This is a genomic window from Salinivirga sp. (genome assembly GCF_055145285.1).
Genome location: NZ_JBSRDC010000004.1, coordinates 130,900 through 145,711, shown reverse-complemented (window position 1 = coordinate 145,711; position 14,812 = coordinate 130,900). Strand labels below are relative to the sequence as shown.

Here is a 14,812-nt window from a genome sequence, read left to right as displayed (position 1 = left end):
ACCGATCCTACCTTACAGGGTTTGCTACCTAATATTTTCAAAGATCATTTCCCGCTCCTTTCCCTTCAATTCCTTCTTTTGCGGGCTGCAAAGATAAAGCTAATTTATTCCGCTGACAACATTTTTTAAAGTTTTTTTAAACTTTTTTTTAATCGCCTCAGCCCCTCCTAATCCATCTAATCTCCATGCTCTATCTCCTTCAATTATCTGCGCTTTTTCTATCAAAGCGGGTGCAAAAGTAGAAGATATATTTTTACATTCCAAATAAAATTTAAGCTTAAATTTAAGTTTTTTTAACCCATTAAGCCTAAAGGCTATAAAACAACAAGTTAAAAAACAATTATTTTACCCGGTATGTTTTAAGTGTTTCGTAAATTGGTCCTTTTGGGGTGAGTGTCGATTTTTTTAAAGTAAAGCTATTGATAACTTTTTCCCGGGTTGAGCCGGAGATCTGTTCCAAAAAATCAAGTATGTGTTTTTTCTCTGATTTCAGATATTTCACACGAGCCATAGTAATATGACTCATAAACCGCTCTTCCGGCTTAAAGTGCTCTTTCAGGGCCAGGTCCACTTTTTTCTGAATTGAATCAGCACCGAGCAAATGCATCCAGATTATTCTGATGTGTCGTTTACTGAAGACACCTGTTTCTCCTAACTTAACAGGAAAAGGCTCAAAACAAACCTGATGCAATGCCTCATCTACCTGATGAATGGTATTAGAGCTGATTTCTCCTAAAAACTTTAATGTGAGATGTATATTTTCTTTTTCGGTAAATTTTCCTCCAATTAGGTTGGCTTGCTTTATTTGTTGCTGAACCTGTATTATTTCTTGAATAAATTCGTGGGGAAGTGTTAATGAAACAAAACATCTTGTTTTTGTCTGGTCTGGACACATACAATTTTTATTTTTTCATTTACAGGTTTATCTGTTTCCATGTTTGAAAAAGCCCGGGGCTCACATTAACTTTAGGGTTTTGTTCTTTGCGATTTATCACAGACTTTTGCATTACATTTTGTCTAACGTAATCATACAAGTCTCCCAGGGTAACCATGCCTTGGGTTTGTTGTAGTTTTTTCATTAAAAAATATGAAAATAAACCGTGATATTGCTCGTCAAAAGGATGTGCGGTTTCTTCACCGGAAACCGCGGAAAAAACAATCAGATTTCCTTCGATATGTTCTTCTTTGGGTTTGATTCGTACACCACGACCCGAAGCCAGCATTCCATCCCTTGCAGCACCACTAAAACAAGCGTCGAAAAAAACCAGGACCCGCATGGCAGCATATTGCGAAAGGGTTTTATAAATTTCCCTTGTAGAGATAGCTGTTCGCACCTGTGAGGCATTTCCATCAATTGGCAAAAGAAAAGTCTTTTTTGTGCTTTCTTCGGGCATGCCATGTCCAGCATAATAAAATATTATTTTAGCCTTATCACCAAAAACCTTCGTTACGCTGGCAAGCCAGTCGAGTTCTCCCAGTATTTTGCCATACGTTGCATTCAATACAAGGTGTGCTTGTTTTTCGGGCACACCTAATGTTTGTGTTACATATTGATGAAAAACGCGCGCATCGTTTTCAGCATATTTTACGGGTATTTCATTATCGTACTTTTCATTACCAATAATTACGGCGAAAGTATGTTTTCTGGTTTGTTGTGCCTTGGGTATTTGGGTATCAATATCAGAAGTAACAACAGCCTGATTTTTCGTCTGCTTTCTTGCGCTGGCATCATAGGGCTCTGGATCAGAATGGATTGTGTCTTTAAATTCGACAGGCTCGAGTTTGCTCATCAAATCTTTCCAGTTTACATCATTAACGGCCTGATGAAATGCTTTTACCACGGCATTTGCTCCTTGCTGATAGTTTTCAGGGCTATCTTTTACCTTTTTAAAACCCATGGTTGACTGCTCATAAAGTAACCTATTTTGATTCTTTAGGGCTACATCAACTTTAACTGAGCCGGTCCAGCCGCTTCCTGACAAATAGTTAACCTCAAACTGGTCAATCAGAATATTAAGGGCATATGGTGATTGGGTAGTAATTAGAATGTTATTATTGGCAAAAAAACTATTTAATTGGTATTTGATAAACCTTGTCACATCAATACTGGGTTGTAAGGCTGGTGAAAAAACAGGGTTCGCATCATACCTGTTCAATAGATTATTATGGGTTTTTATATTAACATCAATCGTTAGATTTAGTGGTTGTTTATGATCCACATCACCTGGGATTTTAGTAATTCCATCAACACCTTGCAGTCGCACTGTTACATTTTGAGCATTGATGATGTTGAATGCCAGCATGCATATCAGCATAAATATTGGTGTGTTAAGCTTCATTTCTTTAAGATTAGTTAAAAAACCGGGTGAAAAATAAAAGAGGCCGTCTAAAAGGTGCCAGAAACAGTATTTTAAAGAAACACAGCACGAAGAGTAATCTTAACGAAGTCATCCTGGTTCTTGTTGACTATCTGAAAACACTTCATCCCGGCTATTTGTAAAGATGAAAAAATCATTTTTACACGGCCTCCTTTACTTTTTGCTAACGATCTGTTTTTAAAACAATAATTTTTGCTGCAATAGTTGTTTTAATGACCGTGGTTTTCTTATTCACGACAGCAATGTCTGAAGCAATAACAGGCTCTATCACGCCATCTCCACCCATTGCTTTAGCCTCGTTTATCAACCTGTATTTGGCCAGTCTGCGTGCGATGGTTTCGGGATCATTGGGCACATATGTTTGTACAGATTGTTTTGCTTTAATTAATCCGGGACTTGATGTAACTCTTGATGTAGTTCCAATGTCATTGGCCAGATATCCAAATTTTAGCACACCGCTTTTCACATCAACCTTGCTTCCATTAATGACGGCTTCAAATTCATTATTTTCTTCCACAATCTTTAATCCGCTCATGGTTTCTGTAATTGTAAGCTTTGCCTGAGCTGTAATTGTTTTAAGAATCTCATAATGTTCGCGTTTCAAATCCAATTGATTAAAAAACACAGGATTCATTGTACTTCTACCCACAATTAAAGTTTGAGGTTGACAGCCAATAAAAATATAGGCCATTGATAACAAAAAAGCAATCTTTAGAGTTTTTTTCATAGTAATGCTGTTTTAGTTAGTAGTATGTGTAAAATTAACACATTCTATCAAAAAAAAGGGCTTGTAAAGTTTTACAAGCCCGGATATAACATATTATTAACAAAGGTGCGTTTTTGCCTAATTTGTTTTAATGGTTATTTTTCTTGATGATTCTTTCTTCAGCTGCACAAAGGCCTCCTGAAGGGTTTTATATTTTGATGCAGGTATTACAGCAGCTTTTATGTTTATATCGAGCACAATCTGAAGCCCGCTTTCTGTTTTTGATGTGCTATATGTAATGTCGAAAAACTGGTTACTAATGTTTATTGGCTCAGGTTGATTAACAATTTTTTGACCGTTTTCCATATGTATTGTATATCTGTATATTTCATGTAAAGGATATCCAAACTCCACAGCATAATTTCCTTCTGATGGCAAAAATTCCTGAATAAATGCATATGCTCCATTTTTGAATACCGGTAATGCAAAAAGCAAATATTCTTCTACCTGTTGATGTTCGGTTATCATTCTGCCCTGAAATGTAACTGTTGCGGGACCTTCTATAACTACGTCATTTTCAATTTCCTTAATATAGTTGGTAAATAGCTGTTTCGCTTCAAAATTTGCACCAGGCCATCCTGCAAAAACACCCCTTGCTTTTCCTTTGTACTGTGCTTCACTAAAATCTTCGCCAACATTCATATTGATATCAAACTCGGCCCTGTTTGTTGTTTCCGGGTTGAGTCTGATTAAATTTCCATTGGCATCAACGGCCACTAAAGCATCATTATAATTTTTAAACAATGGATTAGCTGCGGGTATGTGATAAGGTGAAAGCAGCAAGGGATCACTTTGAACTGTGGGAACCATCACGTAAACGTTAGTAATGTTTTCTATGTTAGAAACCCCGGGGTTAAATTGCTCCACAGGAATTGAAAATACAATACGTGCCGGTATTTTTTCTCCAAGATATAATGCTTTCAACAATAAGGCTTTTTCGAGGGGTGTGCCCGAATGTGTCAGTTCAGTTGCATTCGCGTCTTGTACAGGAAACTCCTGAAATTTCATGGGTACAAAAATGGTTTTCATATCTTTTACAATACCGCGATGAATTTTCATTACTTCATCCATGTTTTCCTCCATAGCAGGAGAGTAGTCTTCTCTATAATCCATTGGAAGCGCCTTACCTTTGACTATTTCCATGAGTTGATCGGCCAGATTTTTCCCTTCATTATAGATAAGCACCCGCTTCTGATCTTTGGCTGCTAAAGAGGCCTTTGGATAGGCCTGTAAGTTATTATAGGTGAATGTATAAACTTTGTGTTCATCCGTTTCGTTGTATACCTTTTCTCCCTGCTCTCCGCTAAAAACAAGTTCCCGGTTTTTCGGAACCTTAAACGTTAATTGCAACTCTTTAACCGGTGATGAGTAAAGCAGAGGCTCAGAACCCGCAAAAAGATTTAGTGGTGTTTTTTCTGAGATCACTTCATATTTAAGATCGACAACAGCTTCACGTTCAAGACCTGTATGTGTAATAACCAACTCCCTCAATTTATTATAGCTGCCCGAGCCTGCTGCAAACCCTGGCAAAACCTCATTGAAGGCATTATCAGGTGCCTTAACTACTTTTCCATCGGCCATGGTTGTTTGACTCTTCAAAACGTTTACTTTTTGGTAATCAGGATCATAAACCACAAAGGTTTCACCATATTTCCGGTGAAAAGAGAGATAGGTATGATATTTAAGTTTGTGTTGATACGTAAGTTTATAAGAACCATCCTCATTTAGAGTGTAGGTTTTATGCAGTTTCAGATAAGTAGCATCGCTATCCTGAGCCCATAGACTCATGCTCAACAGCAATGATATAATAACCGTTAAAATTTTCATAATTATTCCTTTCTATTTGGTTTCAATTACAACTGGTTTGTTTTCGAATAAATTTATTGATTCAAGCACTTCTTTCATCCCGGGCCATGTTTCTTTCTTAAATACCCTTTTATTAAAACTTGTAATCATGGTGAACTCGGCATTGTTTTTCGATTTGTCCCATGCAGCTTTCATGTTGGCAATGCCAGCATCTTTTTTCTGGGTTTGCGGTGCTGTTAAATCTTTAATTTTGGATGGCAGCTCAAAGTTTTCTTCAATTTCTACTCTTTGTGAGCTTCCAATTCGATAATCGAAATCTCGCTTTTCAAGGGACGTATTTAATCGTTGTCCAAATCTGTTGTGTTCCATAAATCCCTGGTTGGACAAGGCATTGAAAATATACTTATCCTCATGCACAATTGCAAAGTCAGGAATGGTATATTCATATACAATTGATGCGGGTTGCTCTATGTATTTGTATGGATCGGTTTTGGTTATATTTGAAATTTTTGCTTGCGGAAATATTCGCTGCAATTCAGCATCTAAAAGGTCGTCCCATTGAGATTTATAGTTACGGGTGAAAATACTTCTTAAAGAAGCATCCGATTGTCCTTCGGCGGTTACATGAAGTGTGCCTTTAAGATTTCCTTCCTCGTCGATCTTTGCATCATTGGTGATTTTCAGGTAATGATTTTCCGGTTCTGAAACATCTGTAATCATCAAATCGGCACCCTCGGGCAACCCCATTAAATAATTTTGCTGTTGCTCCCGGCTCGACCACAACTCCCTTACGAATGGCACCCATGTTGGGTCTAGCAGCTGGTATTCGCCGCTGCGACGTTTTACTACAGTGATTGAGTGATTAAACTGATCTGCAGGGATGTCCTCAATACGCGAACCTGCCATGGTCATGGCTGCATAGGATTCAAAGCCGGCAGCGCGCAACATGGTAATCAGCATACCTGCTTTGTCTTTACATACACCACAACGATCGGTAAAAGTCATATCACCGGTATGCAGGGTGTATCCTTCACCTTCGCCCATTGAAATTCCGGAATAGCGAATTTCATCTGCCACCCAATGTGTGAGACGTGCAATGCTGTCGAGCTCCGAAGTTGCACCCTCTAAAATCTCATTGACTTTGGCGTCTATCTCGGGTGTGCTTTCGAAACTGCCAAAATCCTCGTTTACACCATAAAACCAGGTTGATTTAGCTTCCCAATCGGGACTGGTAGTTATAAGAACTTTGGGGCCTACATTATCCATGCCTACCATATTAGGTTCACGCTTAACAGGCATACTTTTCTCAAGTTTAAAAGTAAAATTTTGTTTTTCTTTTTTTTCGGTTGTTACCTCAAAATCAGCATTAAAAGTTTTGTATTGAACCTCTTTGGACTTTGGTATTGCGGTTTCGAACACTTTCAGGTGTATAGGGAAAGATTCAAAAAACCGCACAATGTCGTAATAGTGCCCGCGCATTGGTGGTATGTATTTATCGTCATCACCTCCATCCTGCAGGAGTGCATAGGTAAATCCTTTTCTGAATAGTTCCACATATAGCGCATCACCCGGGTTTAATTTACCGGCTTCAATCATTTTTTGTCGGGCTCCCCAGTAAATCATGCGAGCCGGCTGGGGATAGTCGTAAAAATGCGTTGTATCCAGCACTTCTTTTGTGCCATCTTTACGATAAATAACTGCTTTTTTAATTTCAACCCATGCTGATAGTGGATCATAGTTATAGGTAACTTTATTCAAGTCTCCTGCGCCATGCTCATCGATGGCATAAAACAGTTGCTTGCGGGTTACATAACTCAGTCCTGATTCTTTTACATCAGCCGAGATAGAATCAAAAACCAACACTTTGTGATAATCCTGGTAAGTTTTTTCAAGATGTTCCGATTCAATGGCTTTACGAATTTCATCTGCTTGTACACTAAAAGTGGCCAGCAGCGCAAAGAACAAGAGTAAATACTTCATAATATAATGTTTAAGTTAGTATTGTGATTCTTCTTTTCTAAATACAAGAATATCGCGACGATTTCTTTTGTTGATAACAATATAATAATTTTTGTTGTTGGAATAAACTTCTTTTTGGGCAACACCTCCCTCTTTTGGCACACATCCACGGGGTGTTTCATAGCACTCGATGGTATCAATGTGGTTTGTTTCCAAATTAATTCGTCGGTATTTTGAAGAATACCGCTCAAAATCGAGATATAAAAATTTTCCCTCCGGACCCATAAAACTGTTGCTCAGATCGAACCACCTGGGGATTTGATAGGTAGCTTTCGATGTCCAATTTTCTGTTTCATAAAGTACCACAACTGTTGGGTGGCTGCTATAAGTGACAATTAGATAGCGTTCTTGTGGATCGAGCATCAGTTCATGTGCAATGGGACGCCGAACGCGCGGCGCTTTTATTTTATTTTCAAATTTATAACCCACTTTAGAGTATTGTCCGTGTACATTGCCAAAGCCAAAGAATAAAACCAATAATAGCCATATAATTGCAATGCGAGACATATTTATTATTTTTCTGTTGAAATTAATAAAAGTATTTATTGCAGGCAACAGCCCAAAAAACTTGTCCATATACGTACACCCCTATCCTGTTTTGATACAATTTTATATACTCTGACCAAAAACCAATTTCCAATAAAATACTGATTTACAACCCTTTTAGGTTTATGGTGCCATTCTGTTAAGTCAGAAAGTGTGCATTATTTATATTTTTTATACATTTCGCTAAAATTTAAAAGCATAAATTTACTTAAAGCATTAATTATGAAAAATTTATCTTTGCTAATACTTGCATTGTTCTTTGTAGGCTCCGTTACAGCTCAAGAAGAAAAAAAGGCAAAAAAGGAAGGTTATCATTTCAAAACCATCAAAGAAGTAAAAGCTTCGCCCGTAAAAGATCAATACAGAAGTGGTACATGCTGGAGTTTTTCCACATTATCTTTCCTTGAATCTGAAGTGATTCGCCAGGGAGGACCTGTCCTCGATTTATCAGAAATGTGGGTAGTTCGTCACGTCTATTCTGAAAAAGCAAAACGACATGTACGTATGCACGGCCATTTTAACTTTGGTGGTGGTGGCGCACTGAACGACCCCATTGATATAATGGTAAAATACGGGCTGGTTCCTGAAAAAGCTTATCCGGGAATGAACTACGGAGAAAAAAGCCATGTGCATGGCGAGTTAGACAATGTGCTCAGTGAATATGTGGAAGCCGTTATTGAGAACAAAAACCGTAAACTTACAACTGCCTGGCACGATGGTTTTAATGGCATTTTGGATGCTTACCTGGGAGAAGTTCCCGAAAAATTTAACTACGAAGGTAAAACTTATACACCCAAAGAGTTTACCGAAAAAAACATAGACCTTAACCCCGATGACTATGTGTATTTGACATCTTACACCCACCATCCGTTTCATGAAAAATTTATTCTTGAAGTGCCTGACAACTGGTCCTGGCAAAAATTCAATAACGTAAAACTGGATGAGCTTGTTGACATTATGGACAACGCAATCGAAAATGGCTATTCTATTGGCTGGGCTGCTGATGTAAGCGAAAAAGGTTTTTCATGGCGCAATGGAGTAGCCATTGTGCCCGAAACTGATGTTGAAGAGCTGGCTGGCAGTGAAAAAGAAAAATGGGAAGAGATGTCAGATGATGAACGCCAAAATCGCATGTATAGCTTTGACGGGCCCGTTCCTGAAAAAACCATTACCCAGGAAATGCGTCAAAAGGGATTCGACAAATACAAAACAACCGATGATCACGGAATGCACATTATTGGGCTTACTAAAGACCAAAACGGTAAGGAATATTACAAGGTAAAGAACTCATGGAACACCGATAATAAGTACAAAGGATATTTTTACGCTTCAAAAGCATTTATCCGTTACAAAACCATGAGCATTGTGGTGCATAAAGATGCCATACCCAAAAACATAAAAAAGAATCTTAATATTAAATAGTACCAGTTTGTTTTAAGAAACAGCCCATTACCTGCTGGTTTTGGGCTGTTTTTATTTGGTCTGATAAAGTTGTTTCATTTGTGGAGACAAAAAAGTGCTCAATCTCAAATATATCTCCTCCAGGTCATTTTGATTTGCATAGAAAGCTGGCATTTTTCGTACACCAAGCGAAAGTTTAAGGTTCATTTCAGGGTTAATGGTATACATCAACCGAAAATCAGCTGCTACACCACTTTTTAAATTTCCCTGCAGCCAGTTGTGCCCGTATTCTGCCTCCCTGTCTGTATAAGAACGATAGATGTGCTGCCCGTAATTCACCTCCCCGTTTTGACCTACTTGAGCATAAGATACTCTGGCAAATGCTCCTAACCCCTTCCATTGCCACCTTACCGTTGATAGAACTTCGCCAAAATTGGCTCCCAAGGGATGTGCCAATGGTGTATAGCGGGTTCCATAGTTTTGCATTGAACCTATATAAGAATAAGTAAATGGTCTGGCCATATTAAACTCACCCCTCATCTGAAAACAATGATTTCCTCTGCTAAAAGTACTGTTCACCCCTAACTGAAATGCATACTTATTGGCCCACCAGCCATTGCGTGCAGTAATTTCTTTCAGGTAAAACTCATCAACCATGGCTTGCCCATAAACCCTCATCCAATTAAAAGGTTGCCATCTAAACCCAATACCCAATAACACATTGTCAGGTGATGGGGAGCCCAATTGAAACTCCACAGGCCTAAAGAAAATTACAGGGTTTAAATAACTCATGTCATAGTTTCGTTGGGTTATGGTATCTTCTTGTTTCCACACAATGGCCTCCCAGGCATAAACATGAAAACGGGGATGTAACTTAATATTCAACTGATGAGTGGTCATGTATTTCCTGTAGGTGTCCGATAAATCTGGCCAGGCAACATCTTTTAAAAAATGATACCCAACGGTATAATCGATTTTCCAAAACGATGTGGAAAGTTTCGCATATGGATACGGTGGTACATTATTGCCCTGTATAACAGAATGATATCCATCACCGGTAAAATGGTTGTCAATACCAAACCCAACTTTAAAAAACTTTGATAGTTTATATAGCGCATTAACCCGCAAATCAAGGGCCTTATAGCCATCCTGGGTTGATTCGCTGTAAAACACATCCTCCAATAAATTATTGGATGTACGGATTGAATCTGTTATGATTCCACTTTGTCTGAAAGCAACAAAACTCGCATTAAATACAAAATTTTGTGTGTGCTGGTAGTTTAACCTGCCGCCTCCACCTGATACAAAATAATTTTTACTGGTTTGGTTTTCGGCTGCAGCAGCCAACAGTAATTCAGGGTTTAATTCAATTGCATAAAGTGGTGTTTGTTTTTTTATTAAAGCATCGTGAACTACACTATTAAAAATTATTGTTTGATAAACAGAGTCTTTTTTCTTAAAGGTTGTATGTTTCCATGGCTCCTGCATCAAGTTACTATCCAATGCAAACTTTTTAGGGTAGGAATGAGCTTTTCTGTCTACATACTGGCCCTGAAGGTCTGTAAATAAAAACAGAAACAAGCCAAAAAATAAAAATACTGTTTTTTTTAATACCATGAAAAGCCTTGTTTTAGTTAAGAAACATAAGGTCTATAGGCTACTAAGTTATAAAAGTTTCAGAAAAAACAGTCGGGCAAATTAAACCTTCGTTAAAAATGTATATCCAAGAGGCAAACAAACTTAAAAATTTGAATACTATGAAAAAGGTAACATTTTTAGCAGGACTAATTCTATTGGCAAGCATGACACTGGTACAGGCACAACGAGGCCAGAGGAATAACAGCCAAAATACCCCAATGTCCCGCACTCAATGCGCTATTCCGGATTTAACAGAGGAGCAGGAATCAAAAATTGAAGCCCTCAGGACTGAGCACTGGAATCAAATGAAAAACTACCGGGCTGATTTGATGATATTAAAGGCTGAAATGCAAAAGCTTCAGGTTAGTGATAACCCAGATGGAGAAGCCATTGACAACAAAATTGAAGCAATGGGAAAAATTAGAACGGAAATGCAAAAAGCAGCAAATCATCACAGGATGGATGTGCGTAAGCAGTTAACAGATGAACAAAAAGTCTGGTTCAATAGTCACGGAAAACGTTTTGGTCAACGTGGATTTGGCCCCGGCCATGGACGCAAAGGAGATGGTTTTCACAGAGGCGGAGGAAAAGGTTCTGGTGCTGGCAATGGTAGCGGAATGAGACACAGAGACGGAAGCTGTCGTTGGTAAAAGCCAAATTTAATATGAAAGCCGGCCCATCACTGGGCCGGCTTTTGTGTTTTTAAATATTGACCCAACTCATATAAAGTTGTAAAATCTTTATCTGTTGTCTGTCCAGCCTGTTAATATCCGTAATAAACTTGCGGTCTTCAGGTTTGAGGTTTTGAAACCATTGTTGAACTGTTGATTCATCGAGCGCAAAAAATGTGCTCATTAATTGTCTCTGGTGATTGGAATATCCCTCAATTTCTGACACAATACTTGATTTTGTCTTTAATAACCCGACGATACGCTCCTGAAGTTCTTTCTGAAGCGCCTTCTGAGCGAATTTTCTCAATTGATTTGTTATCGTGTGCATTTTAGCCACCGCAATTTGCTGGTCCTGGCCATAACCCATATCTATTAATGGATCGTCTTTTAAATAATAATCTAATTCGCCATAAGTTTGATTAAAAACTTTCCTGATTAATTCATTACCTTTGTCTATAGCACCTGCCCTGTAATAAGCGCTTAACAAATCCATTTCCATATAATCGAGGGGCTGACGCACCAAAGGCAAAATTTCAAAAGTATTATTGACTGTTTTGATGGCTTTTTCATTTTTACCTTTGCTAATCAGTTCATGCGCCAACTGCCCCATTTTTCTTCTTAAGCTTACAACACTCATTGTACGGCGATTGGTCCAGCCAAGGTGTACATCAGGATTGTCGAGGTTCCTGTACATAAACTTATTGAAAAAATTATCGTAAAGGAGTTCGGCATTGATTCTGCCTAAGTTTCCTGAATTATTTTTTATTGGAACTATTCGGAACGCAAAGCCCTCCTGCTGTGCATACTTTTGCAAACTACTAAAAGTTCCGCGACCAATGCTGGAGAAATATATGGGCCTTTCCCAATCATTGTTTGCCAATAAATCAAGTATCATCATATCGCTTTTCATCAGCATATTGGCTTTAATGCTAAAAACTAAGCGATCTACAATTAGCGCGGTATCCTCAGGTTGAACTGTGCCGTTATTTATCACCTTTTGTTTGTCAACAGGAATTACAAATTTCTTTGCCGGGATATAATCTTCTGTTGAACCATCGTATGAACTTAATTTTGTGCTGCTCTCGTCGCTTGCTACAAATTCCATCGCCAGCTTAAGTGGCATAGGCGCCTTGCCTAAATCTCCTGTGAATTTTTCAGTTGTTTTTTGCAAAGAGTTGATGGCATCAATATCTACCGCATACTTTTTTGCAAAACCCTCATTAGTAAGCCTTTTTATGAGCGAAGCGGCCTGTAGTGGTTTAATTTTGTTTGTGTTCGCAAGCCTTTCCCACGTTTTGGGTTCCATGGTATCGAATTTTCCTTGTTTAAGAATATCACGGAGCGTGTACATAATTTTATTAAACCGTTCTTCGAATTCTTGTTTATTAGCATCATACCTTTCATTCAGATACAAATCGGGCCTGTTACGCACAAAAATTACATCGCGATTACCTTGTGCATACTTTTCCCGGTCCATATTAAACGGAACCGGTTCAGATTCGTAAACCTGGCGCCTCATCTGGTTAATGTACCAATCGGTGCTCAGGTATGGCAAACAGATTATACGTACATCTGTGCGCTCCTCTTCTACTTCCTGAAGGTACCAAAGTGGAAAGGTGTCGTTATCGCCGTTGGTAAAAAGTATACCATCTTCATCGCAGGTGTTCAGGTAATTATAAGCAAAATCGCGCGCCGTATACCGACCCGATCGATCGTGGTCGTCCCAGTTTTCGCTGCCTAAAACTCCGGGTACAGCAATAAGGCAGACTGTAGTTGCTACAATAGCTGAAGCTTTTTGCCCAATCGGTTTACGTAAAGCGTCATAAATAGCAAGCACGCCAAGACCAATCCATACAGCAAAAGCATAAAACGAACCTGCATATGCATAATCGCGCTCACGGGGTTGAAGCGGGTTTTGATTTAAGTATACCACAACGGCAATGCCTGTAAGCACAAAAAGCATCAATATCACCCAAAAATCTTTCCTTTGTTTGTTGTAATGATAAAGCAGACCTATCAATCCCAGTAGTAGTGGTAAAAAGAAATAGGTGTTGCGGGCATTGTGATTTTTCCAGTAATCGGGCAAATCTTCCTGGACGCCCAGGCGGGCTTTGTCAATAAAGGGTATTCCGGACAACCAATTTCCATGGCTGATTTCGCCATGGCCCTGCACATCATTTTGCCTGCCTACAAAATTCCACATAAAATACCGTCCATACATAAAACCGACCTGATAAGAAAAAAAGAACCTCAGATTTTCGCCAAATGTTGGTTTAACCCGGGTTTCTCCCTGGCTATCCTGAATTTTTGTGCCTTCGACCTGCCCCCATTTTTCGTATTCCCTCACATGCGAGCGATCGCCACTGTACATACGAGGAAAAAAGGTAGAAAAATCTTCATCATATGTGTATGAAAGTCCTTTGCTATATTTCTCATAACGGTTATCTGCTTTTCGGTAAGAATACTTTTCTTTTGAATCTACTACCGGAGCGGAATAATATCGTCCGTAAAACAAAGGTCTGTCGCCATATTGCTCTCTGTTTAAATAAGATAATAAAGAAAAAAGGTCTTCAGGGTCGTTTTGGTCCATTGGCGGGTTTGCATTTGAGCGTATTACCGTCATTGCATAAGAAGAATACCCAATCAAGATAACCGTAACTCCAAGTATTATGGTGTTGGCAATGACTTTTCCTTTTTTGTGACTATACCAAATACCATAAATTAATGCTGCCAATAATGCAGCTGCAAAGAATATCGCCCCTGAATTAAATGGCATGCCAAATCCATTGACAAAAAGTCGGTCTAAGTAACTGGCTATTTCTACTGTATAAGGAATTAAAAAGTACATAATGAATCCCAGGATAAGTACAGATATTGATGCAGCAGCTAATACACCTAATCGTGTTGGTTTATACTTTTTGAAATAAAATACAAACACAATGGCGGGTATAGCCAAGAGGTTTAGCAAGTGTACTCCAATTGAAAGTCCAACCAAATAGGCAATCAGAATTAACCACCTGTTGGCATATGGTTCATCAGCCACATTTTCCCATTTCAGAATTGCCCAAAACACCACTGCTGTAAACAAGGATGACAGCGCATAGACCTCACCCTCTACAGCCGAAAACCAAAAAGTGTCTGTAAACATGTAGGCAAAAGCACCAACCAATCCTGCTCCAATTATAGCCCATTGCCGGCCATCGGTCATTTCTCCACGTTGCATGATTATTTTACGGGCCAGGTGCGTAATGGTCCAGAAAAGAAACATTATGGTCAGCGCACTTGCCAGTCCAGACATGGCGTTGACCATTAGAGCAGCATCAACGGGCTCTGAAAATAATGTAAAAAATCTTGCTATAATCATAAAAAGCGGTGAACCTGGGGAGTGGCTAACCTCCAGCTTATAAGCCGTGGCAATAAATTCTCCTGTGTCCCAAAAACTGGTAGTTGGTGGAATGGACAGAAGGTAAACTATGGCGGCTATGGCAAAAGCGAACCACCCGGCGATAATGTTTGTGCGTTTGTAATTCATATGTTTACATTATTGATAGTACGTTTTTTCAAAATAATTGTGTGAAGTTACAAGC

Annotated in this window: 10 protein-coding genes; 2 read left to right on the top strand and 8 right to left on the bottom strand. The window is 38.9% G+C overall.

The genetic code is table 11. From position 1 onward, the window contains the following. Positions 1 to 340: 340 nt before the first annotated feature. The 6 genes from thpR to ACTB0Y_RS01080 form a co-directional block, all read right to left on the bottom strand. Positions 341 to 895 (bottom strand): RNA 2',3'-cyclic phosphodiesterase, encoded by a 555-nt coding sequence (thpR, locus tag ACTB0Y_RS01105; RefSeq protein ID WP_463204937.1) that lies wholly within the window; start codon positions 893 to 895, stop codon positions 341 to 343. A 19-nt stretch (positions 896 to 914) separates the two neighbouring features. Continuing rightward, positions 915 to 2,339 carry a caspase family protein gene (locus ACTB0Y_RS01100; protein ID WP_463204936.1) on the bottom strand — a complete coding sequence of 475 codons (1,425 nt, stop codon included), beginning with the start codon at positions 2,337 to 2,339 and terminating at the stop codon, positions 915 to 917. Positions 2,340 to 2,541: 202 nt separating this feature from the next. Then, positions 2,542 to 3,105 carry a hypothetical protein gene (locus ACTB0Y_RS01095; RefSeq protein WP_463204935.1) on the bottom strand — a complete coding sequence of 188 codons (564 nt, stop codon included), beginning with the start codon at positions 3,103 to 3,105 and terminating at the stop codon, positions 2,542 to 2,544. A 117-nt stretch (positions 3,106 to 3,222) separates the two neighbouring features. Beyond that, on the bottom strand, positions 3,223 to 4,971 hold the full coding sequence (locus ACTB0Y_RS01090; protein ID WP_463204934.1) for a DUF3857 domain-containing protein: 1,749 nt from the start codon (positions 4,969 to 4,971) through the stop codon (positions 3,223 to 3,225). 12 nt (positions 4,972 to 4,983) lie between these two features. Further along, positions 4,984 to 6,930, bottom strand: a complete 1,947-nt coding sequence (locus ACTB0Y_RS01085) for a DUF3857 domain-containing transglutaminase family protein (RefSeq protein WP_463204933.1) — start codon at positions 6,928 to 6,930, stop codon at positions 4,984 to 4,986. 15 nt (positions 6,931 to 6,945) lie between these two features. Continuing rightward, the gene (locus ACTB0Y_RS01080; RefSeq protein ID WP_463204932.1) at positions 6,946 to 7,476 is read right to left on the bottom strand and encodes a hypothetical protein; all 531 of its coding nucleotides are present in this window, start codon (positions 7,474 to 7,476) and stop codon (positions 6,946 to 6,948) included. A 261-nt stretch (positions 7,477 to 7,737) separates the two neighbouring features. On the opposite strand from ACTB0Y_RS01080, the gene ACTB0Y_RS01075 reads away from it, so the two are divergent. Next, entirely contained in the window at positions 7,738 to 8,937 is a 1,200-nt protein-coding gene (locus ACTB0Y_RS01075; protein ID WP_463204931.1) for a C1 family peptidase, read from the top strand. A gap of 51 nt (positions 8,938 to 8,988) precedes the next feature. Here the strand turns inward: ACTB0Y_RS01075 and ACTB0Y_RS01070 are convergent, their stop codons facing one another. After that, positions 8,989 to 10,533 (bottom strand): hypothetical protein, encoded by a 1,545-nt coding sequence (locus ACTB0Y_RS01070; RefSeq protein WP_463204930.1) that lies wholly within the window; start codon positions 10,531 to 10,533, stop codon positions 8,989 to 8,991. Between the two features lie 140 nt (positions 10,534 to 10,673). Here ACTB0Y_RS01070 and ACTB0Y_RS01065 point away from each other — a divergent pair, with 140 nt between their 5' ends. After that, a complete protein-coding gene (locus ACTB0Y_RS01065) occupies positions 10,674 to 11,204 on the top strand; it encodes a Spy/CpxP family protein refolding chaperone (RefSeq protein WP_463204929.1) in 531 nt (176 codons plus the stop codon). 52 nt (positions 11,205 to 11,256) lie between these two features. Here the strand turns inward: ACTB0Y_RS01065 and ACTB0Y_RS01060 are convergent, their stop codons facing one another. Further along, positions 11,257 to 14,757 carry a protein O-mannosyl-transferase family gene (locus ACTB0Y_RS01060; RefSeq protein ID WP_463204928.1) on the bottom strand — a complete coding sequence of 1,167 codons (3,501 nt, stop codon included), beginning with the start codon at positions 14,755 to 14,757 and terminating at the stop codon, positions 11,257 to 11,259. Positions 14,758 to 14,812 lie beyond the last annotated feature (55 nt).

Excerpts from the sequence above, each read along its gene's own strand:
- thpR (WP_463204937.1), bottom strand. The coding sequence starts at position 895 with ATGTGTCCAGACCAGACAAAAACAAGATGTTTTGTTTCATTAACACTT.
- ACTB0Y_RS01100 (WP_463204936.1), bottom strand. The coding sequence starts at position 2,339 with ATGAAGCTTAACACACCAATATTTATGCTGATATGCATGCTGGCATTC.
- ACTB0Y_RS01095 (WP_463204935.1), bottom strand. The coding sequence starts at position 3,105 with ATGAAAAAAACTCTAAAGATTGCTTTTTTGTTATCAATGGCCTATATT.
- ACTB0Y_RS01090 (WP_463204934.1), bottom strand. The coding sequence starts at position 4,971 with ATGAAAATTTTAACGGTTATTATATCATTGCTGTTGAGCATGAGTCTA.
- ACTB0Y_RS01085 (WP_463204933.1), bottom strand. The coding sequence starts at position 6,930 with ATGAAGTATTTACTCTTGTTCTTTGCGCTGCTGGCCACTTTTAGTGTA.
- ACTB0Y_RS01080 (WP_463204932.1), bottom strand. The coding sequence starts at position 7,476 with ATGTCTCGCATTGCAATTATATGGCTATTATTGGTTTTATTCTTTGGC.
- ACTB0Y_RS01075 (WP_463204931.1), top strand. The coding sequence starts at position 7,738 with ATGAAAAATTTATCTTTGCTAATACTTGCATTGTTCTTTGTAGGCTCC.
- ACTB0Y_RS01070 (WP_463204930.1), bottom strand. The coding sequence starts at position 10,533 with ATGGTATTAAAAAAAACAGTATTTTTATTTTTTGGCTTGTTTCTGTTT.
- ACTB0Y_RS01065 (WP_463204929.1), top strand. The coding sequence starts at position 10,674 with ATGAAAAAGGTAACATTTTTAGCAGGACTAATTCTATTGGCAAGCATG.
- ACTB0Y_RS01060 (WP_463204928.1), bottom strand. The coding sequence starts at position 14,757 with ATGAATTACAAACGCACAAACATTATCGCCGGGTGGTTCGCTTTTGCC.